At 70.3% G+C, this 22,122-nt stretch carries 19 protein-coding genes; 8 read left to right on the forward strand and 11 right to left on the reverse strand.

Features of this window, described 5'->3' with window-relative positions; translation table 11 throughout:
- Positions 1-9: 9 nt before the first annotated feature.
- The 10 genes from HUA78_RS10575 to HUA78_RS10620 form a co-directional block, all read right to left on the reverse strand.
- Positions 10-876, reverse strand: a complete 867-nt coding sequence (locus HUA78_RS10575) for a MerR family transcriptional regulator (RefSeq protein ID WP_174459825.1) — start codon at positions 874-876, stop codon at positions 10-12.
- On the reverse strand, positions 873-1,550 hold the full coding sequence (locus HUA78_RS10580; RefSeq protein ID WP_174454433.1) for a lysophospholipid acyltransferase family protein: 678 nt from the start codon (positions 1,548-1,550) through the stop codon (positions 873-875). The genes HUA78_RS10575 and HUA78_RS10580 overlap by 4 nt, the downstream gene beginning before the upstream one ends.
- Positions 1,547-1,903 (reverse strand): lycopene cyclase domain-containing protein, encoded by a 357-nt coding sequence (locus tag HUA78_RS10585; RefSeq protein ID WP_141647698.1) that lies wholly within the window; start codon positions 1,901-1,903, stop codon positions 1,547-1,549. The genes HUA78_RS10580 and HUA78_RS10585 overlap by 4 nt, the downstream gene beginning before the upstream one ends.
- Positions 1,900-2,286 carry a lycopene cyclase domain-containing protein gene (locus tag HUA78_RS10590; protein WP_141647699.1) on the reverse strand — a complete coding sequence of 129 codons (387 nt, stop codon included), beginning with the start codon at positions 2,284-2,286 and terminating at the stop codon, positions 1,900-1,902. Before HUA78_RS10590 ends, HUA78_RS10585 begins: the two co-directional genes overlap by 4 nt.
- Entirely contained in the window at positions 2,283-3,659 is a 1,377-nt protein-coding gene (locus HUA78_RS10595) for a glycosyltransferase (protein ID WP_254613963.1), read from the reverse strand. The genes HUA78_RS10590 and HUA78_RS10595 overlap by 4 nt, the downstream gene beginning before the upstream one ends.
- Positions 3,656-4,582: a carotenoid 1,2-hydratase gene (locus tag HUA78_RS10600; protein ID WP_174459826.1), complete on the reverse strand. Its 927-nt coding sequence runs from the start codon at positions 4,580-4,582 to the stop codon at positions 3,656-3,658. Before HUA78_RS10600 ends, HUA78_RS10595 begins: the two co-directional genes overlap by 4 nt.
- Positions 4,579-6,036, reverse strand: a complete 1,458-nt coding sequence (locus HUA78_RS10605) for an NAD(P)/FAD-dependent oxidoreductase (protein WP_174459827.1) — start codon at positions 6,034-6,036, stop codon at positions 4,579-4,581. The genes HUA78_RS10600 and HUA78_RS10605 overlap by 4 nt, the downstream gene beginning before the upstream one ends.
- Before the next feature lie 102 nt (positions 6,037-6,138).
- Positions 6,139-7,155 (reverse strand): phytoene/squalene synthase family protein, encoded by a 1,017-nt coding sequence (locus HUA78_RS10610; protein ID WP_174459828.1) that lies wholly within the window; start codon positions 7,153-7,155, stop codon positions 6,139-6,141.
- Positions 7,152-8,699: an NAD(P)/FAD-dependent oxidoreductase gene (locus HUA78_RS10615; protein WP_174459829.1), complete on the reverse strand. Its 1,548-nt coding sequence runs from the start codon at positions 8,697-8,699 to the stop codon at positions 7,152-7,154. Before HUA78_RS10615 ends, HUA78_RS10610 begins: the two co-directional genes overlap by 4 nt.
- A 7-nt stretch (positions 8,700-8,706) precedes the next feature.
- Positions 8,707-9,792: a polyprenyl synthetase family protein gene (locus HUA78_RS10620; protein ID WP_141647704.1), complete on the reverse strand. Its 1,086-nt coding sequence runs from the start codon at positions 9,790-9,792 to the stop codon at positions 8,707-8,709.
- A gap of 310 nt (positions 9,793-10,102) precedes the next feature.
- Here HUA78_RS10620 and HUA78_RS10625 point away from each other — a divergent pair, with 310 nt between their 5' ends.
- From HUA78_RS10625 to HUA78_RS10645, 5 genes are all read left to right on the forward strand, one after another.
- On the forward strand, positions 10,103-10,480 hold the full coding sequence (locus tag HUA78_RS10625; protein WP_246137697.1) for a hypothetical protein: 378 nt from the start codon (positions 10,103-10,105) through the stop codon (positions 10,478-10,480).
- The gene (locus HUA78_RS10630) at positions 10,477-11,385 is read left to right on the forward strand and encodes a TIGR01777 family oxidoreductase (RefSeq protein WP_174459830.1); all 909 of its coding nucleotides are present in this window, start codon (positions 10,477-10,479) and stop codon (positions 11,383-11,385) included. Before HUA78_RS10625 ends, HUA78_RS10630 begins: the two co-directional genes overlap by 4 nt.
- Positions 11,386-11,565: 180 nt before the next feature.
- A complete protein-coding gene (locus HUA78_RS10635) occupies positions 11,566-13,545 on the forward strand; it encodes a hypothetical protein (protein ID WP_174459831.1) in 1,980 nt (659 codons plus the stop codon).
- Positions 13,546-13,652: 107 nt separating this feature from the next.
- Positions 13,653-14,717 carry an esterase family protein gene (locus HUA78_RS10640; RefSeq protein WP_174476221.1) on the forward strand — a complete coding sequence of 355 codons (1,065 nt, stop codon included), beginning with the start codon at positions 13,653-13,655 and terminating at the stop codon, positions 14,715-14,717.
- Positions 14,718-14,884: 167 nt separating this feature from the next.
- Positions 14,885-15,502: a hypothetical protein gene (locus HUA78_RS10645; protein WP_141640934.1), complete on the forward strand. Its 618-nt coding sequence runs from the start codon at positions 14,885-14,887 to the stop codon at positions 15,500-15,502.
- 66 nt (positions 15,503-15,568) lie between these two features.
- On the opposite strand, the gene HUA78_RS10650 is transcribed toward HUA78_RS10645, so the two are convergent.
- Positions 15,569-16,201 carry a hypothetical protein gene (locus HUA78_RS10650; RefSeq protein WP_174454425.1) on the reverse strand — a complete coding sequence of 211 codons (633 nt, stop codon included), beginning with the start codon at positions 16,199-16,201 and terminating at the stop codon, positions 15,569-15,571.
- A gap of 36 nt (positions 16,202-16,237) precedes the next feature.
- Here HUA78_RS10650 and HUA78_RS10655 point away from each other — a divergent pair, with 36 nt between their 5' ends.
- From HUA78_RS10655 to HUA78_RS10665, 3 genes are all read left to right on the forward strand, one after another.
- The gene (locus HUA78_RS10655) at positions 16,238-19,504 is read left to right on the forward strand and encodes an aldo/keto reductase (protein WP_174476222.1); all 3,267 of its coding nucleotides are present in this window, start codon (positions 16,238-16,240) and stop codon (positions 19,502-19,504) included.
- A 215-nt stretch (positions 19,505-19,719) separates the two neighbouring features.
- Entirely contained in the window at positions 19,720-21,138 is a 1,419-nt protein-coding gene (locus HUA78_RS10660) for a reverse transcriptase family protein (RefSeq protein ID WP_174459834.1), read from the forward strand.
- Positions 21,135-22,109, forward strand: coding sequence for a TIGR02996 domain-containing protein (locus tag HUA78_RS10665; protein ID WP_174459835.1), 975 nt, complete (start codon positions 21,135-21,137; stop codon positions 22,107-22,109). Before HUA78_RS10660 ends, HUA78_RS10665 begins: the two co-directional genes overlap by 4 nt.
- The last annotated feature ends 13 nt before the right edge of the window (positions 22,110-22,122 follow it).

A 22,122-nucleotide genomic window follows, 5' to 3' on the forward strand; every position in this document is an offset into this window, starting at 1 on the left:
CGATACGGGTCAGGGGCGACTATGCGCGGTTCGCACCTGGCTCCAGAGGGCAATCAGCTCCTGCGAGGACTCCGCGTACTGCGCACCCAGTGTGAAGGTGGTTTTCAGGTGCTCGCGCGCGCCGGGCCCTCCTACCACGACCGGAGAGGGGGCGCAGGCTCGCAGCGCATCCGACAACAGCGTTGCGAATTCGTCCGTTTCGCGCCGCTGCACGAAGGACAGCGCCACCATGTCCGGGTGGAGCTGCTCGCACGCGGCACGCAGCGCGTCAGCCGGGGTATCCGCCCCCAGCATCGTCACCCGCCACCCCTTGCGCTTGAGCTGCACCCCCAGGCCCAGCAGGCCCCCTTCATGGAAGTCCCCCGCCGGGCACGCCAGCAGCGCGCGGGGCCCGTTCGCCGTGCTCTCCAGGCTCGACAGCACCTGCCGCAGCCGCTGGCGGACGTACCCGGACGCCAGGTGCTCGCGGGCGACATCCAGCCGCGCGCTCATCTCCCGCAGGAGCGGCATCAGGAAGCCGTCGCAGTAGGTGTCCACGTCCATCGCCTCCTGCGCCTCGTCCAGCACGCGCGAGACCTCGTCCCCGTCCAGCAGTATGACGGCGGCCCAGAAGCGCTCCTGGTGCCGCTCCGCGCGGGGCATCGTCTTCACGGGGGAGGCGACCACCTGGGCAATGGCCTCGCTCACCGCCAGGCCGTCCAGTTCGATGAGGCGCGCCACGCGACGGATGGCCTCCACTTCCTCGCGCGAATACACGCGGTAGTTGTTGCCCTCCGAGCGCATCGGACGCGGGAAGCCGTAGCGCCGCTCCCATGCGCGCAGCGTCGCCTCTCGGATGCCCGTCAGCCGGGCGATGGTGCGGATGCGCAACATCATGGCCCCACTCCCCGGGCCGCATCCCACTTCTCCGCCACGCCCCGCGCGCCCGACACCTTGCGCGTGAAGCCCTCCAGCGTCGTCACCGCCGCCAGCTTTCGCACCACCGACTCCAGGCCCTGCTGGAAGACGGCCAGCGAGCCGGGCGGATGCGGCGTGCCCACCTCCAGCAGCACGTCCGGGCGCTCGTGTTCGAAGAAGGCGTAGCGCACGCCAATGGGCACGCACTCCACCTTGGCCACGCGCGCCAGCAGCTCCACGCCGCGCTCCAGTCGCAGCGGCAGCTCGCCGAAGGGACGGTGCTCGCCTTCGGGAAAGACATACAGCGCCGCGCGCGGACGCTTCAGGAGGTCCTTCGCGTAGCGCAGCGACTCCACCGACGACACCGCGTCCTTGCGGCGGATGCTGAACGCGCCGATGCGCGCCAGGAAGGGGTAGCGGCGCAGGTTCTCTTCGTCCATCAGGCAGTAGGCGTCCCACCCCGCCACCCGGGAGAGCTGGTGCAGCATGAAGCCGTCCCACCAGTTGGCGTGGTTCAGGTACACCAGCCTCCCAGGGCCGGCGGCGGGCAGCTCACCGCGCACCCACAGGCCCCGGAACGCCGAGCGGAACTTCCACCCGATGTACGCGTCCAGCGCCCACCCGAAGGGGCCTCCCTTGGCGGCGGGAATCACGACGCCCCGGCCTCCTTCTTCGTCAAGAGCTCCACCAGCCCCGTGAAGAGGGCCAGGCCCAACGACACGAGCACGCTGGTCAGCAGGAAGAACAGCACTTCCTCCAGGGGAACGAGCCCCACGTAGATGCCCAGGTGCAGGCCCTCGCCGAAGTTCCAGATGCCCGTGGAGATGGCCAGGTGGTCCGCCACCGCTAGATAGATGCCGATGATGAACGCGGGCGGCAGCACCGCGCGCAGCACCGCGCCGGAGCGTTCCTTGTAGTGGCGCACCAGCACCACCGTCTGGAACACGATGAGCGGCAGCGTCCAGCCAACCAGATGGATGAGGTAGGCCCAGCGCGAATCCATCATGAGGACACCTCGCTCGGGGACAGGGCTCGCTCGGAGGAAACCGTGGACTCCGCAGCCGACGCCGGTGTCGTCACGGGCCGAGCCAGCGCGCGGGCGAGCCGGGCCCGGGCCCACAGTCCCACCAGCAGCGTCTGGAGGCCGAAGAACAGGTACTCCTCCAGTGGCAGGTAGCCCAGCTTGATGCCCCAGATGCGGGTCTCATCGAAGCCCCACAGGCCCCACTTCACCGCCAGGTTGTCCCAGGGTGACGTCGCCGCGTAGACGACCACGAGCAGCAGGCCCATGGGCGCCAGGCTTCGGGCCGTGAAGGTGCGGCGGTAGCGCCACAGCAGAAAGAAGATGGGCAGTACGACGAACAGCCCGAGGAAACGCGCGTAGGTCATCCAGGTCCTCCCGTCAGCTCCGGCGACACCCGGACCATGCGGCCTCCCGGCAGCAGCGCGTACGTGCGCCCCCGCCAGGTCACCATCCCCTGGCGACCCAGGGAGATGACGAAGGCCGTCAGCAACAACATCTCACCCAGGAGCCAGTCCGTCAGCGCATGTCCCAGGCTCGCGTCGCGAACACCCGCCGCGCGAGGCGCGCCGAGCACCGCGAGTCGGAGCGCCAGCAGCGAGCGCACACCCACGAGCGACACCACCGCGAGCGACAGCACGGGCGAGCCCAGAAGCGCCGCCAGCAACACCAGTGGCACGGTGGGAGTGAACAGCAGCGGCACCGTGGGGTACAGCGCGGGGCGGTGACTGGCCAGCACGCGCATCCAGCGGGTGAAGCGGGACAGTGGGACTTCCCAAGCGCCGATGTCGCCCAGGGGAACCACCGCGGGCGCGTCGCTCAGCGCGACGTCCAGACCGCGGGCATGCAGGCGCTTCGACAGCTCCAGGTCCTCGCCGATGTGGTCGGCCAGGGACTTGAGCGATTCCATGGCTTCGGGGGAGAGGCCCAGGGCCTTGCCACACACGGCCTTCGCGCCCGCGCTCATCGCGTGCAGCGCGAGGAAGCTGTGGTGCGTGTAGCGCAGCAATCCGGCCATGGCGCGGCCGGCTCCGTCACGCACGTCCACGGGTGTGGGGGCGGCCGTGCTCAGCGCGGCACCTCGGACCAGAGGAGCCACGAGTCCCTCCACCAGCGCGCCGGTCACCGCGACATCGGCGTCGACGGAGAGGACCACGCGGCCCTCGGTGGGGAGCGTCTCCAAAGCATAGAGAAGATGGCCCACCTTGCGGTTGGGGGTGAGCGGGTCGCTCGGCAGCCAGCGCACGCCGGGCGCGAGCCGAGGCCGATAGGGAGACACGACCACCTGCTCCAGCGCGCCTGCGTACTCGATGGGCAGCGCCAGGTTCTCCAGCTCTCGAGGCGTAGGCGCATCGACCGGGCGCAGGAGCAGCACCGAAGGAGTGGTGCGCGGGGACTCGACAGGCACGTCCTGGCTCCGAAGCGCGAGCGCCTCTTCAGGATGAAGGGGACTCTTCGCTGATTGAGGGCGCAGGTCCTCGGTGGGCGGCTCCTCATCCCGAGGTGCGAGCACATCCTCTGAATGCAGGTGACTCCGCGCGGGCTGAGCACGCAGGACCGCTGCGGACTGCTCCGTGCTCCGAAGCGAGGACGTCTCCATCGAACCGCGGAGCCCCTGCGCTGGCCGTGCCCCCATGAACGAGCCGCCTCTGCGCACGCGCAGCAGGCGCGCAAGCGCGACGCCACTGAAGCCCGTCGCGAGCACGGCCCAGCCCAGACACAGGAGGACGGGCGCGTTCATGCCGCCGTCCCCAGCCGCGTCCGGAAGTGCGCCATCCAGCGGATGAAGGGCGAGTGGAAGCGGCGGAAGTCCGCCACCTCACCCATGCAGTCCAGTGCGCCCTTGCGAGCCTCCAGCCGCGCATAGAACGGCGAGGACTCCAGAAGCCGTGCCTCACCCACTTCCACATTGCCCGTCTGCAAACGCGTGGGCACGCGCAGGCCCCAGCCCGTGATGACAGTGGGACGCGTCTGCGGCCCCGGCCCCCGCTCACAACGCACGCTCTGCTCGCACGCCGTCATCCGCAGCGGCGCCACACCATCCGGCAGGTGGTAGTCCACCACCGTCGTCGCATCCCCGCGATGCGTGCGCGCCCAGTGCCAGCCCGCGAGCCGCTCGCCCAGCAACTCCTCACCGTGGTTCGTGTCGTGGTAGCCCAACCCCTCCGCCTTCACGCCGAGCGACGACACTTCCAGTCGCGCACGCGCTCGAGGCGCCAGGGCCTGCCAGTAGTGCGGAAGCTCCGGCATCAACCGCACCACCTCGCCCACCGGCGTCAGCGGCTCCAGGGTGAGGCGCGCACTCACGGGCCGACCCCAGGGCGCCGTCCAGTCCTCCACGTCCATGCGCACCGTTCCGCCCTCTCCATACGTCAGCGTCGAGCGTCCAATCCGCAACCGCCCCGCCGACTCCACCTCCGCGCGAGAGTACTCGCTCAACACCCACAGGCGGCGCACACCCTCGTGGTACAGCGCGAAGTTCACCGCGCTGTGCTCCATGGGCCGGCCGCCCCGTCGCGCCGCCACCGAATAACGCGGGGAGAACAGCGAGCCCAGCATGAAGATACACACCGCGCTGTAGGGCCCCGCCGTCACGTCCGCGTAGAACCAGCGATAGGCCCCCGCCTCGATGGGCAGCGCGGGAATGTCTCGCAAGGTGTTCATTCGCCCCTCCGCAGGTGCACGGAGGCCATCTCCGCGGCGAAACGGCCGGACAGCATCACCAGGGGCACGCCCCCACCCGGGTGCGTCCCTCCTCCCGCGAAGAACAGGCCCGGCGTGTTGCCCCGGATGCGCGGACGACGAAACGGCCCCAGCTTGCCGTGCGGCAGGAAGCCGTAGATGGACCCACCCGGTGCCCCCTGCGCGGCCAGGTCCACCGGCGAGCGCTGGCCGATGACTCGCACGCGACCCTTCAGCTCCGGGAAGTGCGCGACGAGCTTCTCGAACATCTGCGCCTTCACCTGCTCGGCCTGAAGCTCCCAGGCACGCGTCGCCACGTCCGCCTCCGCGGCATCCACGGGCAAAGGCGGCGCGTTCACCATGACGAACAGACCCGTGCGTCCCGGAGGCGCCATGGTGGCATCCGTGGCGGACGGGTTGCAGAAGTACACCGTCGGGTCCGACGCGAGCTGCCCGCTGAACAGTTCGTCGAACTCGCGCCGGTAGTCCCTCCCGAAGAGCACCGCGTGGTGGGGCAGCGCGGGACGCCCCTCCACCTCCAGCAACAACACGAAGCCGGAGAGCGCCAACGGCTCCTCTCCACGACTCAGGGACTCCATCGGGTCCGCGTTCACCACCACGCTGTCGAAGCACGCGGCGTCCTCACCAGGTCCCACGCGGTAGCCATCGCGCGTGTGCGCGAAGCGGGCGCGCGTCTGGAGATGCACCGTGACGCCGAGCCTGCGCACCGCCTGTCCCAACGCGTTCACCAGCGCGCCCACGCCGCCCCGCGCATGGTGGACGCCGTACGCGCGCTCAATGTGCGGAATCAGCGCGAAGGCCGCGCTCGCCTCGTAGGGAGACGCGCCCGCGTAGGTGGCGAAGCGGCCCACGTACTGCTGGAGGTGCTCGGTGCGCAGGTGCTTCACCGCCAGCCCGTGCAGGGACGACAACTGCATGCCCGCCATCACCGCGCCAATCCCCCGGCGAGCCACGCGCCCCATGAACCCGGCCATGCCCTCGAAGGGCGCCTCCAGGTACGGCTCACCCGCCGCGCCCCAGATGGCGGCGGCCTCCGCGTAGAAGCCGCGGATGCCCCTGCGCTCCACCGGCTTCACGTCGGCGGCGCTGTCCGCGGTGCGGTCCATGTCCTTGTACGCGGTGAAGGCGCACCCATCCCCGAAGCGGTAGGAGCACTGCGGCTCCAGCTCGGTGAGGGGCGGCATCAGGTCGAGCGCGCCCAGTTGCTCGAACGTCCCACGCACCAGGTCCGGCAACGTCAGCAACGTCGGGCCCGTGTCCAGCGTCACGCCATCCACGGTGACGGCCTGCGCCTTGCCACCCAGTGAGGCCCCGCCCTCGAAGAGCGTCACCGCGTGGCCTTCCTTCGCCAGCAGACCCGCGGCGGTGAGGCCCCCAATTCCTCCGCCGACCACCGCGACACGCGTCGTGCTCATGGCCCCCGCCTTCGCCACGCCACCTCGGTGTCCTGGAGGACACTCGCGCTCCTCCATCGACCCCCGCGCTCAAGCGACCTCGAGCCGGCCTTCGCACACGCGTCACCCATGGCGCTGTCCCCCCACTTCGCTCGGCAGCAGTGGCACTCGCGGCTCGCCCGGAAGCGAGGGCAACACGGACTTGGGTCGGATGAAGGCCGCGGCGGCCAGCGACAGCTTGCGGCGCGTCGTCACATACGCCCGCGCGCTGAACACGTCGTAGTCGCGCGCCTCGATGTCACGGAGGATGTCGCCGTAGATGGCGCCCATCAGCCGCACCATCCGCTGACTGCCAAAGCCCGTGAGCGACGGCACGCCCCGCGCCGCGCGCGCGTAGTACGTCCGCGCGCGCTCCACCTGGAAGCGCATGAAGTCACGCCACCGCGCGTCCACCTTCCCCTGCCGCAAGTCGTCCTCCGACAACCCGAAGGACGCCAGCTCCTGGGAGGGCAGATACACCCGCCCCCGCTCCAGGTCCTCGCGCACGTCGCGCAGGATGTTGGTGAGCTGCATGCCCCGGCCCAGGTCCGCCGCCGGTTGCAGCGCGCCCTCGTCCGAGCACCCCAGCACCGGCGTCAGCATCAGCCCCACCACGCCCGCCACGCGGTAGCAGTAGAGGTCCAATTCCTCAAACGTGTCGTAGCGGTGCTTCGTCAGGTCCATCTCCATGCCGGAGATGAGGTCCTGGAAGGGCTGCTCAGGAATCCGGTAGTGGCGCACCGTGTGCGCCAGCGCGGCGAACTCTCCCGCGTCCCACGGCGAGCGCGCCGCCGCGCCCTCCAACCGCCCACCCGGCGGCCCCAGCTCCCGCGACGCCAGCTCCGGCATGGGCACATACAGCTCCGCCACCATGCGCCGCGCCCGCCCCAGTCGCACGGACAACTCCTCCATCCCGGAGCCGGCCTCATCCACCAGGTCATCCAGCCGTCGGCAGAACGCATACAGCGCGAACGCCGCCTTCCGACGCTGGCCGAACAACAGATAGGAGGCGAAGAAGAAGCTCTTGGCGTGGTGACGCGTCACCCGCCGGGCCAGCCAGTATCCCCGGCGCACCAGCGCCCTTTCGTCGGACACGCTCATGCCGCCTCCGCCACCTTCACCGGGGCCGCGCGCGGCGCCAGCTTCACGCCCTGCTGGCGCGCCCAGTCTCCCAGTCGCTCGGTGACGAGCCGCGCGGAGATGAGCACCGTGGGCAGCCCCGTGCCCGGCTGCGTGGAGGCCCCGACGAAGAAGAGGTTCTTCACCTTCGCGTCCTGGTTGGCCGGACGGAACGGACCAATCTGGAGGAAGTTCTGCGCCAGGCCGAAGGCACTGCCTCGCGCCAGGTTGAAGGTCCCCGCCCAGTCGTCCGGCGTGAAGACGCGCTCCACCTCGATGTCCGACTCCAGGCGCGGGAAGCCCAGCTCCGCCAGGCGCGCGAAGACCTTGGCGCGCAGCGCCGGCCCCTCCGTCTTCCAGTCCAGCGACGGGTGCTGGTGCGGCACGGGCACCAACACGTAGAGCGAATCCTTGCCCTCGGGCGCCAGCGACGCGTCCGTGCGCGTGGGCGCATTCACGTAGAAGCTCGGGTCCTCCGGCACGCGGAAGCGCTTGAAGATGTCCTCGAACGAGCCCCGGTAGTCGCGGCCGAAGATGACATTGTGATGCAACAGCCCCGGGATTTTCCGGCGCATGCCCAGGTAGAGCATGTAGCCGCTGGAGGTGTAGCGCAGCGACTCGCGGCGCTTGAGCGTGGTGGCCTGGGGGTCCAGCAGCTTCTCGTACGCGTAGGGCAGGTCCGCGTTGCACAGCACCGCGTCCGCCTCCAGCACCTCGCCGCCCTCCAGTCGGACTCCGGTGGTGCGGCCGCCGTCCGTGAGGATGCGCTCCACCGGTGTGCCGTAATGGAAGCGCACGCCCTCCTCGATGGCCACCCGCTCCAGCGCCTGCGGAATGGCGTACAGCCCGCCCTTGGGAAACCAGATGCCCACGCCCAGCTCGGTGAAGGGCAACAGGCCGTAGACGGCGGGCGACTCGAAGGGCGACACGCCCAGGTACATCGTCTGGAAGGTCATCGCCGCGCGCAGCCGGTCATCGCGGAAGAAGCGGCTGACGTCCGGGTACATGCGCCGGTGGGCGCGCACCTGGAAGATGCGGGCCAGCACGCGCGGGGACAGGTAGTCGGTGATGCCCGCGTAGTTGCGGCCCACCAGATGGTCCAGGCTGGTGCGGTACTGGACACGCCCCTGGGCCAGGAAGGCGAGGTAGCGCGCGTAGCTGCCGGGCTCCACCCGCTCCAGCTCGCGCCCCATGGCGCACAGCTCGGAGGTGAACGTCACGTCCGAGCCGTCCCGGAAGTGCACCCGGTAGTTCGGGTCGCACTTGAGCAACGTCAGGTAGTCCTCGATTCGGCGGCCGAGCGCGCGGAAGGTCTCCTCGAACACCTCCGGCATCAGCACGATGGTGGGACCGATGTCCCAGGAGAAGCCATCCACCCGCAGCCGGTTGCAGCGCCCTCCGGGTCCTACCGTCTTCTCGACGACCTGGACGTCGAAGCCCTGGTGCGCCAGTCGCGCCGCGGCGGCCAGACCTCCAACACCGGCGCCCACCACCACCACACGTCTGCCTTGTGTCCGCGGGCTCATGTGTTCCTCAGGCCGCGCGATGCGCGAGCCGCGCGATGAGGGCGTCCATCAAATCCCTCACGCCGTTGGGGTTGGGCAACGACTGGAGGGTGCGGCGAGCCGCGCGAGAGGCGCGCTCCACCATCCGCTCGCACGCGGCACGGCCGCCATGCGCCTCCACCAAGGCGCGAGCACGCGCCAGGGCCACCGTGTCCTTCTCACACTCCGGCAGGGCCCAGAGCGCCTCCAGTTCCTCACGTCCCTCGGGCGTGGCGCGCGCGAAGGCCGCGAGCACCGGGAAGGTCCGCTTGCCTTGGGTGAAGTCGCCATCCGACGACTTGCCCGCCACGCTGGAGTCACCGAAGAGGCCGATGAGGTCATCGCGGAGCTGATAGGCGAGCCCCACCTGGCGGCCCACGCGCTCCAACCCCTCCAGCAGCGCGGGGCTCGCGCCGCCCAGCATCGCGCCACACACCAGCGGCGCGCAGAAGCCGTAGCGCGCCGTCTTGAGATAGGCCACGCGCAGCACCTGGAACAGCGACACCTCCGACAGCGGCGCGCGCTCCAGCGACAGGTCCAGGTACTGGCCCGCCGCCGTGTGCCGGCACACCGACAGGTAGTAGCGGACGACCTTCGCCACGCCCGGCAGCTCCGACTCCAGCATCGCCTCCAGCGCTCGCGCGAAGAGGTGGTCGCCCACCACCACCGCCAGGTCCTCGCCCGTCCGGCCCGGCGCCAGCAGGTGGTGCAACGCCGCGCTCCCGCGCCGCAGCACCGCGCGGTCCGCCACGTCGTCATGAATCAGGAGGAAGGTGTGGAGCAGCTCCAGCCCCGCGGCGAAGCGCCACAGCTCCGAGGGCACCACCGGCGTGCCCTTCGCCAGACAGTGCCCCGCCATCACCAGCGCCGGCCGCACCCGCTTCGCGGGCCGCAGCGCGTACAGCCGCGCCTCCTCCAGCGCCCGCGTCCACCGCGCGTCCAGGCCCGCCTCGTCCGGCAGCTCGAACAGCTCCGACAGCGACGCCTCCACCTCCGCGTGCACCAGCCCCAGCCACGCCTGCTCCAGGGGGACCTCGCCCGGCAACGGCTGCGCAGCGGGACGCGGGAGTGCCATGGGGTGATCCTCCAGATTCAGGACGTTCCTGCCCCCCAGACGTAGCGTTTGCGTCGAGGGCTTGTCAAGGCTATGTACAGGGTTTGTAAGAACCTTGTCCACCGGGGGTCACCTCATGAGGATGTGGATCACAAGCACACTGGCGGCGGCCCTGCTCACGCAGGGCGCGTTGGCTTCCAGCCCAGCAGACGGCCCGCTCGACGCCACGTTACGGAGTTCCAGCGGAGATGAGGTCCGCCTCTCTCGCTGGCGCGGAAAACCGGTAATTCTGTTTTATGAGGACAAGGACTCCACGACGCTCAACGCGGGGATGAAGGAAGAGCTCTTCGCGCGCGGCAAGGAGCGGAATCTCTTGGGCTCCGCCTGGGTGGTGGCGGTGGCGAATCTGAGGAAGTTCGACTTCTTTCCCGCTCGACAGATTGCGCTGTCCTACGTGCGGGACGAGGAGAAGAAGGTGGGCGTGCCCATCCTGGTGGATATGGACGGGACGCTGGGCGCGCCGCCCTGGGGCCTGCCAATGAAGACCTCCAACATCCTCCTCCTGGATGCCCAGGGCGCCCTGGTCTACCGGCATTCCGGGAAGATGAAACCGGAGGAGCAGGTGGCGTTCTTCTCCGCGCTCAGCCAGCTGGTGGGGGTGGACCTCAACACGCCCGCGGCCCCCAAGGCCCCGGAGGCCGCGCCATGAAGGTGGCCGTCACCGGGGCCACGGGCTTTCTCGGCACGGGGCTTGTCCAGGGTTTGTTGAGCCAGGGCCATGGCGTGCATGTGCTGACGCGGGACGTGGCCCGGGCGCTGGAGAAGCTGCCTCCGGGGGTGACGGGGGCGCCCTTCGACGGGCGGACGGCGCTGGCTCCGGAGGCGCTGGCGGGCGCGGACGCGGTCATCCATCTGGCCGGCGAGCCGGTGGCGCAGCGGTGGAGCCGGGATGCGAAGCAGCGCATCCATGACAGCCGGGTGCAGGGCACTCGCACGCTGGTGGAGGCGATGAAGGCGGCGGGCACGGTGAAGCGCTTCGTGTCCACGTCGGCCATTGGCTACTACGGAGGCACGCGCGAAGCGGAGCCGCTGACGGAGCAGAGCCCGCCGGGGGACGACTTCCTGGCGCGCGTGTGTGTGGATTGGGAAGCGGAGGCGTGGGGCGCGCGCGGGGCGGGCATCGGCACGGTGGTGGTGCGGATGGGCGTGGTGCTCCACCCGGACGGCGGCGCGCTGCACAAGATGCTGCCCCCCTTTCGCATGGGCGCGGGGGGACCGGTGGGCAGCGGCCGGCAGTACGTGAGCTGGATTCACCGCGAGGACGCCCAGGCGCTGCTGCGCTTCGCGCTGGAGCACGCGACCCTGGAAGACGGCCCGGTGAACGCGACGGCCCCGGAGCCCGTGACGAACGCGGCCTTCGCCCATGCGCTGGGACATGCGCTGGGCCGCCCTTCGGTGATGCACATCCCCGCGTTCGTGGTGAAGGCGGCCATGGGGGAGATGGCGAAGGTCGTCTTGGAGGGCCAGCGGGTGCTGCCCGAGCGCGCGCGGGAGTCGGGCTTCACCTTCCGCTTCCCGGAGCTGGAGGCCGCGCTGAAACACCTGCTCGCATGAACGATTGTTCGTACCGAGGCGTCACCTGACGCCTTGCGCACATGTACCCGGTGTGTGTGTTTCAAGCATCCGCGAGCCGAAGGGGACGCGCGCGCAACTTCAGACATCGACTCCTGAGAATTCAGAAGACAACATGACTTGAGCCTTCCCACACCCCCCTTCAGGCTCGAGGAGTCGACGATGACTGTGGAACGAGTAGGCAGTGGTGGTTCGTCCGAAGCGGCACAACGCGCGGCGGAGGCAGCGGCTCGACGCGCGGCGGAAGAGGCGGCGCGCCGTGCGGCGGAAGCAGCGCGCCAGGCCGCCGAGGCCGCGCGTCAGGCCGCCGAGGCCGCGCGCCAGGCGCAGGAAGCCAAGAAGGACGAGTCGACCTTCGAGGCCGCGGGCGCGAAGAACACGCTGAACCTGGATGGAAAGGGCTCCGCGCCGGCGACCTCGCTGTTCACGGAGAACAGCCAGGACAGCAAGGTCAACTGCCTGGACAAGGCCGCGGACTTCGTCAGCAAGAGTTCGCCGGAGCTGCAGGGCCGCTCGGACCTGGTGTTCCTCAAGGACTCGCGCACGGGCGCCGAGGGCCAGGCGGGCCACGTCGTCGTGCGGCAGGGTGAGCGCGTGCTCGACCCGAGCAACGGCAAGAGCTACGAGGACATGAAGAGCTACCTCAAGGAGCAGCCGCACTACTCCGAGGCTGGCTCCATCCCGGGCACCACCGCCGCGAAGATTCTGGCCACCGAGGCCGGCTCGCCCGAGCGGGCCCAGGCACTGAGCGACGGGAAGGTGTCACCCGAGCTGCAGAAGATGATGGTCGCCGACCCGACCATTCCCTCGCAGGCCCCCGACGCCGCCAACGCTCCCACCGGCTCCCTCCCCCTTCCGCCCCTCACGGTGCCGGTGGGAAAGAACGGCTCGGTGGGCCTGGAGTTCAGCGCGGAGCTCGACAAGAAGGTCAAGAAGGCGGACGGCTACACCACCGTGGAGCTCTCCGCGGAGATGTCGGTGGGCGCGAACGCCGAGCTGGACATGAAGAAGGTGACCGTGGGCGGAGGCGTCTCCCGCGCGAACACCCAGACATACGAAGTGAAGATGAAGGACGAGGACTTCGAGAAGCTGAAGCAGGGCAAAATCGCGCCGCCGCATCCGCTCAAGCCGGAGACGATTCCGAACGGCGCCTCGGTGAAGATGGACGCCGCCGAGCTCAAGGGCTTCTCCTACAACGGCAGCGTGGACGTGAAGGGCGTCGACCTGGGCCTCGGCGAGGAAATCCAGAAGGGCCGTGGCGTCTCCTTCGAGACCTCGAAGGATGACAAGGGCCAGGTCACCGTGACGGCGGGCCCCACCGACCTCATCAAGAGCGGGGCCTCCGTCAGCGTCGGCGCGGCGGGCGCCACGGTCTCCCTCAACGGGAGCACCGAGCTGACCGACTACAAGATGCGCACCGCCACGTTCGACGTGAACACGAAGGAGGGCAAGGACGCCTTCGAGCAGTTCGCGAAGACGAAGCAGCTGCCGGAGAAGGACGGCGCGGGCGTCTCCGACTCCGCCACCGTCGACAAGCTGGAGCTCTCCTCGGACGCCAAGGTGAAGCTGGAGCTGGGCCCCCTCAGCAAGGAGTTCCAGGCCGTCCCCGAGAACGGCGGCAGCATCACCATCACCACCAAGGGTGATGGCTCGCGGGACACGGTGCTGGAGACCAAGGACGCGGACGGCACGCGGCTCGACTACAAGCGCAGCTTCGACAAGGACGGCAAGGAGGTCTTCGACAAGGACAAGTTCGAATACAAGATGTTCATGGAGGGCCTGTCCGGCGGCGCCGAGTACACGTTCGCGCAGCAGTACAACGTCGACCAGCACGACTTCGACAAGAAGAAGGACATCGAGCTGACGTTCTCCGGAGACCAGCTCACCGAGCTCGCCGATCGCGCCCGCGACTTCAAGTCCCGGTGGGAGAGCCACTCGGGAAAGATGGCGACGAACCAGTTCGAGTTCGTCCAGAAGCTCGCCAACGCGAAGGACCCGGCCGAGGTCGCCGAAATCCTGACGTTGACCAAGAACGCCCCGCGAGGGCTCGGCGGTCTCGCGGAGGACCTGGGCCCCCTGCACGTCCCCGGCAAGCCGCTCCCGGGTGACATCCAGGCCCGCCACCGCGACAACGTCGGCTGAGTCCACCCGCGCTCCGGGGCCACCACACACTCCGGAGCACGGCGCGCGCCCGCGTGGCCGTCTCGCGCTAGAACGCGCTCCCTGGACCCACCAGGGAGCGACACGGGATGGACGCCAAGGAGCTGGAAGCAAGAGCGCGCGCCGAGGGGACACCCGTCATCATCGGAGACACGGCCACCTTCGTGTGGCGTGGGCGAGGCCCCGTCTTCGTCCAGGGTGACTTCCAGGACTGGAGGGGCGAGCCGCTTGCGCTGGAGCGCGTGGCCCCCGGCCTGTGGACGCGCTCGCTGGCGCTGCCCCGCGACGCCTATGTCGAATACGCCCTCTTCGATGCGCACGGCCAACGGCTGAAGGACGACTTCAACACCCGCGTCTCCGACAACGGCTTCGGCGACGTCAACCACGCCTTCTACATGCCCGACGGCGGGCCCTCGCTGCCCCTGCGACGCCCCCGGGGCGTGCCGCGCGGCCGCGTCACCCGCCACCGCGTGGACATGTCCGACGTGGGCCTGGATGGACAGCGCACCGTGCACCTGTACGCCCCGCCGACGCGAGAGCCGGTGCCGCTCCTCGTCGTGCTCGACGGAGACGACTACCTGCGCCGCGTGCGCCTGCCGGAGCTGGTGGACACGCTGGTCGCCGACGGCCGCATGCAGCCCGTCGCCCTCGCGCTCGTCTCCAACGGCGGCCTGACGCGCGGCGTGGAGTACGCGTGCAGCGAGTACACCGTGGCCCTGCTGCTGTGGAAGGTGCTGCCCCTGGCGCGGGAACACCTTTCGTTGGTGGACGAAAGACACAACCCGGGGGTGCATGGGGTGCTGGGCTCGTCGCTGGGCGGGCTGATGTCGCTCTTCATCGGGCTGCGCGCGCCGGAGACCTTCGGGCGGGTGCTGTCGCAGTCGGGGGCGTTCATCGTGGAAAACCACGAGTTCGTCGTGTTCGATCTGGCGCGGCACGTGCCCCGGCGCCCGCTGGAGGTGTGGATGAGCTGCGGGCGCTTCGAGGTGCTCCTGGAGAGCAACCAGCGACTGGGGCCCTTGCTGAAGGCCACGGGACACCGGGTCGAGTACCGGGAGTACAGCGGCGGGCACAATTACCCGGCCTGGCGGGATGACGTGGTGCGTGGGCTGGAGTGGCTGTTTCCCCCGCGGCCCGCGGCCAAGCGCCGGTAGTTGCTGCGCTTCTTCAAGTGTCTTCTGGCGGTCATCAGCGCTGCACTCGCGCGTGTGCCACCTCACCTTTGCACTGGACGCAACTGGCGCCGGGGGCGTCCGATAACTTCCTTGAGACTTCCCGGAGCCATGCCCGCACCGGCTCGCAGTCTTCCTGGAGCGCACTCATGTCGCGCATTGATGGTGGCAACCGTTCGTCCTCGCCGAAGAGCTCCGTCTCGGAGCGCTCCAGCACGGAGCGGCCGGACTCCGCCTCCAAGGGCGCGCAGCAGAGCCCCGGAAAAAAGGACCTCCCGGCACACCAGGCGGTGAGGCCGTTCCAGGGACGCAGCGACTTCGAGCCGGACCGTCGTCCGACGCCGCGCGCCACGCCGGCCATCAACGCCGCGCTGGCGCCCGCCGCCTCGGAGGCTTCGGCCATCGCCGGAGCGGACGCGGAGCTGGAGCTGCTCTCCGAGTTCCCCGATGCCGACGCCCAGGGTGGTCTCGCCTCCGCGATGCTGCATGCGCACGCGGACGAGCCCGCCTCCCAGGCGCGAATCGTGGAGCGGCTGAAGCAGGACGGCCGGCTGGAGTCGCTGTTTGGCGAGGTGTTCCGCGAGGGCAACCCCTACGTGGAGCAGCCGCACCGCGCCGCCGTCGTCCGCGCGCTCGACACCGCGATGGCGCGAGGCACCGTGACGAGCGACGACCTGCGCACCTTCACCCGGGGCGCCTACGCCCAGGAGTGGCAGCAGATCGGCTCCGAGCTGTCCACGTCGGACGCGGGCCCGAGCAAGCCGTAGCTTCCCCTGACGTTCCACCACCGTTCGCACCATGGGTGAGTCACCCATGGAGACGGTGGACGTGTGTCAGGCGCCGAGCCGCCCGATGAGCGCGCCTCGAACAGCCTGGGCGACGGCGCGTGAGTCACCGGCGAGTTCCTCGGGCAGCCAGTAGTAGAGCAGCCGGCCACTCGTCTCCACCTGGGCGCGGACGAAGCGCATGCCCTGGGCCTCCGCGCGCTCGGGGCTTCGGGGGAAGCATTGCTTGCACAAGCAGGGCAGCGCGGAGTGCTCCTGATGCGCGGTGAAGTTGATGGGGCCGCCTCCCGCGCTCGCGAGCAGGAGCTCCGCGTCCGTCGAGGTGAGGACGCGAGGCGTCTGGAGGGACATGCCCAGCGCGCCCTTCGCGGCCTGGAGGCCCTTGCCGGATTCGAAGCGCAGCGTGGGAATGGCGGATGTGACGTCGGTGATGGGGATGCGGTTCTTCCGACCGACCCAGCCCTCGTCATCGGAGGACAGGCCCTCCAGCACGGCGACGAGCCAGAGGGACTCGTTGGGCGGGCGCACCGTGACGAGGAAGAGGCGTCCACCGTCTTCGAGCGGGGACAGGTGCCTGCTCTGGCTGCGGTAGCGGTCCGTCGGCAACACCTGGCCGGGTGAGAGGCCGGCGGCCTCCTTCTCGAAAATCGCCTTGCTGATGATGGCCAGCATGTCGGGCATGTCCGCAGTGTAGCAGGGCGCCTAGAGTCTCTGGCGATGCTCGAACTGGACCTGGCCACCGTGCGGTTGCTCGATGAGGACGTCACGGTGCGGCGCGAGGCGGCGAGCGCGGTCGATGCCTCCGAGTTGGTGGGGCGCTACGCGCTGAGGCAGGCGCTGCTCACGGATGAGGACGCGGAGGTCCGGGCCATCGCGGCACGGCGGGTCGGTGATGCGCGGGATGGGCGCTTCGTTTCCGCGCTGCTCGAAGCGCTCGACGACCCGATGCCGATGGTGCGGGACAGGACGTGGCGGGCGCTGGCGCGATTGGGCGCGGAGGCGCTGCTGCCTCATGCGGCGCGAGCGGTGCGGCAGGAGTCCGTGTGGTGGGTGCGACGGGCGATGGTGCGGGCCTCGGCCTCCGTCGCGGGCACGGGTGCGGTGGGGGTGTTGCTCGCCGCGCTGGAAGACCCGTTCTGGCGCGTGCGTCATGCGGCGGTGCAGGCGTTGGCGTGGCTGGGGGCGGAGCACGAGGACCTGCGGCAACAGGTGCGTCGGGCCGCGGAGGCGGGAGAACAGACCCACGGTCCGATGCGCTCGGCGGTGGCGTGGCTGGAGACCGAGTGGCGCGCCGTGGCTTCGGGTGAAGCGGGTCCTCGTCCGTTTGAAGCCGAGGGCTCCGCGACACGGCAGCGCGTCGCCGTGGGAACGGCGGCGAGCTCCCGGACCGAGGACACGCGCGCAGGTGACACGACTGCATCGACGGCGCTTCCGCACTCAGGTGGTCAGCTCAGCAGCGAAGGTCCACCCGGCCCGCCAGAGCACTCTCACGCGACCGCATCCACGGAGATGGAAGCAGGTCTCACCAGTGAGGACCCGGCGGTCACCACCGCGAGACTGGAGGCTCGCCCCGCAGGCTCGCTCTCCGCGCGGGAACTGGTGGAGTGGCTGGGAGATCCGCACGAACCTCTTCGCGTTCTCGCGCGTCGGCGACTCCTCGAGCGCAAGGACCCGGAAGCGCTGCGCCTCGCGATGCACTGGTTGGACGAGCCGCGCGTACCACACGCACAGGACGAAGCGCGCGCGTTGCTGGAGCGTCTCAACGTGGACGAGGTCGACCTCGCGACCCGCGTCCTCGCGGCGCTCCCTCGTCCGGGCTCACTGGCCTGGGCCGCGCGTGTCGCGGTGAAACAGGGACACGAGACACTCCTTGCTCGGGTGCGCACGCTGGCGAGTCACCCCGAGGCCGCCATCCGCCGCGCGGCGCTCTCCGCGCTCGTATTCGACCCGGACAGTCGAAGCCTCGTGTTGAAGGCTCTCGACGACGAGGACACCGCCGTGCGCGCAGAGGTCATCGGCGCATGGGAGCGCCGGCCCCGGTCCACCGCCGCCGTCCAGGACTTCGCCTCGGCGCTGGTGGCCTTCGCGCCGCGCGCTACCTCTCCCCGAGAGCGGCGGGCCGTCGCGACAGCCGCCGCGTACCTGGAAGCCTCCGAGCCACTTCTCCACGCCTCTCAAGACGAGGATCCCTCCGTGCGCGCGGTGGCACTGCAAGCCCTCGCGTCCCTGGATTGGCTCACGGAGACCGAGCGTCAGCACGCCGAGTCCCACGAGGACCCGTGGCTGCGCGCCGCCGTGCTCGACGTCGACAGCGCTGCCCAGGTCTGCCTCGCGGATTCAGACCCGAGCGTGCGGCGCATGGCGTTGCAGCTCGCCCTCTCGCACGGGCGCGCGCTCGCAGTGGAGGACCCTTCGTTCCAGTCCACCCTCGCGCTCGGCTGCGCCCTCTCTCCCGACCCGTGGATACGAGCCCGCGCCGCCGAGCAACTCCGACCCGAGAACGGAGACGCGGAGCTGCGCGCCCTGCTGCGCCTGTCGCGCGACACCGAGCTGATGGTCCGCACGGCGGCGGCCTCTCCGCTGGAAGACTGCGACACACTCGATGCACGACTGGAGTCCTTGCTGGGCCTGCCGGCCACCGATGCGCCCAACGCGCGACCGGGCGCCTCACTACTCCAAGCCGTTCACGACAAGTTGCCCACACCCGAGGCCTCGATACTGGAACGAGGCGTCGAGTCGGACAGCCCTCCCAACAAGTTCCACACAGTGCCCGCCTCGCCACTGGAGCGACTCGACACACGCGACACGCGACAGGCAGTGCCACCACGCCAGCCCGCTCCCGACAGCGACACGGACCTGCGCATTGCCGCATGGACCTGGCGCTTGCGCCGCGCGGATGACAACGCCTTCGCCCGACTCCGTGACGCCCTGCTCGCCCACGCCGAGCCCTCTCGCGTCGTCACCCATCTGCAAGCGCTGTCGCTCACCTTCCCCGATGCGCGCTTCACCGCCGAGCCCGAGCTCGCGCGTCTCCGCCCCACCTCCGCCCCGCGTCAGCGGACCACCCCATCCCCGCGCCCAGCGCCTCCGCCGCGAGCCTCGTCCCGCTCCCTGGGCCGCACGGGCCTGAACGTCTCGCCGCTCGTCCTCTCGGGCGCGCACCTCACCACGCGCGAGCCCTTCTTCGAGGCGCATGAGGCCGGCATCAACACGTTCTTCTGGGAACCCCGCTACGCCGCATTGACCCAGTTCCTGCGCAGCGGTCGCGGCCCTCGCGAGCGCTCCGTCATCGTCGCGGGCACCTACCACTCGGGCCCAGGCGCCATCCGTCGCGACGTGGAGTCCGCGCTGCGGCGCCTGCGCACCTCCTGGCTCGACGTCTTCCTCCTCTTCTGGGTCCGCGCCCCCGAGCGACTCTCCGACGAGGACTACTCCGCGTTGGAGCGCCTGCGCACCGAAGGCAAACTGCGCGCCTTCGGCTTCTCCACGCACCTGCGAGACCTCGCCCGCGCCGCACTCGCGCGACAGCCCTGGCCCGTCGTGATGACCCGCCACAGCGCCGCGCACCCGGGCGCCGAGGCCGCGCTCCTCCCCGAGGCCCAGCGCCAGGGCACCGGCGTGCTCACCTTCACCACCACCTGCTACGGCCGACTCCTGCGCCCCGTCCCCGGCGCACCCCAGGACACCACCCTCCCCTCCGCGGTGGACTGCTACCGCTACTCGCTCTCCCAACCCGGCGTCAGCGCGAGCCTCACCGCGCCACGCAACCGCCGCGAGCTGCTGCACAACCTCGACGTGCTGTCCCGCCCCTGGATGGAGCCAGATGCCCTGTCCGCCATGCTCGCCCACGGCGAGCGCGTGCGAGCACAAGGGCGACAGCTCGACACCCTGGTGCGTCGTGCGCCCGGAGGGCCTCGGGAAGCCCTGCTCGCACTACTGGAAGAAGATGGGCTCGCGGAGTTCGACGACCTTTCTTCAACGTGAAGGATGTGGTGAGCTTCGCTCCGCTCCTGGGGCCGCGTGCAGCCAGCCTTTCGTCCGCGATGTCACGTCGCGGCTGCCGATGACACCCATTGAAGGACGACGCGGTACGAGGTCCGCCTGGCGGGCTTCCCCGACCTCGTCCGCCTCTGCCGTGCAGGTGGCGGCGTCCCCAGGAGCTCGTGGTTCCCACCGCACCGGTGGCCCTGGAGCGCTGAATGGACCTGGTCTCACTCCTCCTCGAGCTCAAGCCCTTGATGGAGGACCCGGAGGCGCACTTCAGCCGCATCGCCGAGCTGCTGGAGCGTCACCAGGGGCTCGCCGAATACGAAGTGGCCCGCTTCTACGTCAGCCGCCACTGGAGTGAGACCGTCGCGCGGCGCCTGGGCAGCGTGGACCCCCGCGAGCGCCTCCAGGCCGTGCGCCTCATCCCCCTGCTCTTTCCCCGCGTCGCCGCCGCCGGACATCTGCGCCGCCGGGTGAAGGACGCTGACTCCCGCGTGGCCTCCGCCGCGCGCGCCGCCGTGCGCAAGCTGGGCCTCGCGGACGTGTCGCTTCCCGACAGCCGCGTGGAGCCGCCGAGGCGCCCGAGCCCCAGGTCCGTGGGAGGCTGGAACCCCACGGGCTGGCTCTTCGGCCTCTACCCGGGGCTGCGCGACGACGAGGTGAAGCGCAAGCCCGCCGCCACCGAGAACCTGCCCCCACTGCAATCCCGCGAGGACGTGGCGAAGCTGGTGGGCGTGGACGTCGCGGAGCTGGACGCGCTGATGCGCCCAGGCTCCGGCGCGGGCTCCGGCTACGTGGAGTTCGAGACGCCCAAGCGCTCCGGCGGCGTGCGCCGCATCTGCGCTCCCCGCGCGAAGCTCAAGGCCGCGCAACGTGCCCTGCTCGAGGGACTGCTCGCGCACCTGCCCACGCACCCCGCCGTGCATGGCTTCGTGCCCGGCCGCTCCACGGTGACGAACGCCGAGGCACATGTCGGCGCCCACGTCGTGGTGCGCGTGGACCTGGAGGACTTCTTCCCCACGGTGCACTACCGCCGGGTGAAGGGCTTCTTCGAGGCCCACGGCTACAACGACGAGGTGTCCTCCACCCTCGCGGGCCTCACCACCTGGCGCCCCAAGCTCCCGGACGGCACCGTGGTGTGGCCCGGCGTGCTTCCCCAGGGCGCGCCCACCTCGCCCGCCATCGCCAACCTCGTCTGCCGCCGCATGGACGCGCGCCTGCACGCGCTCGCGAAGAAGGCGGGCGCTTCCTACACCCGCTACGCGGATGACCTGTCCTTCTCCTTCGCCAGTCCTCCGGAGCGGCTCGGCCGCTTCCTCTGGTGGGTGAACGCCATCCTCCAGCAGGAGGGCTTCTCCGAGAACGGCGCCAAGCGCCGCGTCATGCGCCAGGGAGGACGCCAGCGGGTGACGGGCCTCACCGTCAACCAACGGGTGGCCATCCCTCGCGAGGAGCGCCGCCGCTTCAAGGCCATCCTCGCCAACTGCCGCAAGCACGGCGTGGAGTCCCAGTCCCGAGGCCGCCCCAACTTCCCGGCCTGGCTGGAGGGTTACGCCGCCTACGTGCGCATGGTGCATCCGGAGCTGGGCGCGCGCTGGCAGCGCGAGGTGAAGGAGCTGCTGACCTCATGAGCGACCTCGATGCACTGCTGGCGAAGGTGGTGGCGGACCCCACCAACGACGCGCCGAGGCTGGCGTGCGCGGATGCACTTCAAACCGTGGATGCCGCGCGCGCCGAGTTCATCCGTGTGCAGCTCGCCCTGCCCGGGCGCATGGACCCGGCTCGACGCCGCTCGCTCCAGTCGCGCGTGCGGGAACTGATGGACGCGAATGGCCGCGCCTGGCTCAAGCCCCTGCGCGACGCGAAGGTGCATGAGCCGCGCTACCACCGGGGCTTCATCGAGGAGCTGAGTCTCGCGGAGGACCGGCTCGCGAAGCACGGCCCGGAGTTGTTCGCGCTGGAGCCCGTGTCCCGGCTGTGCGTGGACACGCGCGACGGCAAGGGCCTGGAGCACGCCGCCGAGCAACCCTGGTTCTCCCAGGTCCGCTGGCTCCGCCTGGAGGGCTCCGGCGTCGATGCGGCGACGAAGGCCCTCGCGGCCTCACCTCGGGCCGGAAACCTGTCGGGCCTGGTGCTCGCGGGCGCGAAGGACACCGCGGTCCGTGCCCTGGTCGAGAGCAAGGCCCTGCCCGCGCTGCGCTCCGTCAGCTTCTCCAGCAGCGCGCTGACGGACACGAGCGCGGAGGTGCTCGCGAAGGCGACCCTCGTGTGGGAGCGGCTCTACCTGTCCGGCTCCGGCCTGTCCGACGAGGGCGTGGCGACGCTCGCGGGCGCGAAGGGCCTGGGCGCGCTCCAGTGGCTGACGCTCAACCGCAACGAGCTGAGCGACGAAGCCGCGGAGGCGCTCGCGAAGAGCAAGGGCCTCACCGGCCTCGAACGTCTGGAGCTGTCGCAGAACGACCTGAGCGAAGAGGGCGCGCTCGCGTTCCGCACCGCCAAGGCGCTGCCGAAGCTGCGGCGCCTGGAGCTGATGGAGATGGGCCTGGACCGCGACGAGCTCGGCCCGCTCGTCAAGCGACTGGGTGCCGGACTGCGACTCTGAGCGGCGCGCAGCC

Origin of the sequence: Myxococcus sp. CA033, assembly GCF_013336625.1 — a bacterium.
GTDB classification, from domain to species: domain Bacteria; phylum Myxococcota; class Myxococcia; order Myxococcales; family Myxococcaceae; genus Myxococcus; species Myxococcus llanfairpwllgwyngyllgogerychwyrndrobwllllantysiliogogogochensis.

Coding starts and splice junctions, on each gene's coding strand:
- HUA78_RS10635 (WP_174459831.1), top strand. CDS start 11,566: ATGACTGTGGAACGAGTAGGCAGTGGTGGTTCGTCCGAAGCGGCACAA.
- HUA78_RS10605 (WP_174459827.1), bottom strand. CDS start 6,036: ATGAGCACGACGCGTGTCGCGGTGGTCGGCGGAGGAATTGGGGGCCTC.
- HUA78_RS10645 (WP_141640934.1), top strand. CDS start 14,885: ATGTCGCGCATTGATGGTGGCAACCGTTCGTCCTCGCCGAAGAGCTCC.
- HUA78_RS10610 (WP_174459828.1), bottom strand. CDS start 7,155: ATGAGCGTGTCCGACGAAAGGGCGCTGGTGCGCCGGGGATACTGGCTG.
- HUA78_RS10625 (WP_246137697.1), top strand. CDS start 10,103: ATGAAGGAAGAGCTCTTCGCGCGCGGCAAGGAGCGGAATCTCTTGGGC.
- HUA78_RS10665 (WP_174459835.1), top strand. CDS start 21,135: ATGAGCGACCTCGATGCACTGCTGGCGAAGGTGGTGGCGGACCCCACC.
- HUA78_RS10575 (WP_174459825.1), bottom strand. CDS start 876: ATGATGTTGCGCATCCGCACCATCGCCCGGCTGACGGGCATCCGAGAG.
- HUA78_RS10655 (WP_174476222.1), top strand. CDS start 16,238: ATGCTCGAACTGGACCTGGCCACCGTGCGGTTGCTCGATGAGGACGTC.
- HUA78_RS10585 (WP_141647698.1), bottom strand. CDS start 1,903: ATGATGGATTCGCGCTGGGCCTACCTCATCCATCTGGTTGGCTGGACG.
- HUA78_RS10650 (WP_174454425.1), bottom strand. CDS start 16,201: ATGCCCGACATGCTGGCCATCATCAGCAAGGCGATTTTCGAGAAGGAG.
- HUA78_RS10595 (WP_254613963.1), bottom strand. CDS start 3,659: ATGAACGCGCCCGTCCTCCTGTGTCTGGGCTGGGCCGTGCTCGCGACG.
- HUA78_RS10660 (WP_174459834.1), top strand. CDS start 19,720: ATGGACCTGGTCTCACTCCTCCTCGAGCTCAAGCCCTTGATGGAGGAC.
- HUA78_RS10615 (WP_174459829.1), bottom strand. CDS start 8,699: ATGAGCCCGCGGACACAAGGCAGACGTGTGGTGGTGGTGGGCGCCGGT.
- HUA78_RS10590 (WP_141647699.1), bottom strand. CDS start 2,286: ATGACCTACGCGCGTTTCCTCGGGCTGTTCGTCGTACTGCCCATCTTC.
- HUA78_RS10640 (WP_174476221.1), top strand. CDS start 13,653: ATGGACGCCAAGGAGCTGGAAGCAAGAGCGCGCGCCGAGGGGACACCC.
- HUA78_RS10600 (WP_174459826.1), bottom strand. CDS start 4,582: ATGAACACCTTGCGAGACATTCCCGCGCTGCCCATCGAGGCGGGGGCC.
- HUA78_RS10630 (WP_174459830.1), top strand. CDS start 10,477: ATGAAGGTGGCCGTCACCGGGGCCACGGGCTTTCTCGGCACGGGGCTT.
- HUA78_RS10620 (WP_141647704.1), bottom strand. CDS start 9,792: ATGGCACTCCCGCGTCCCGCTGCGCAGCCGTTGCCGGGCGAGGTCCCC.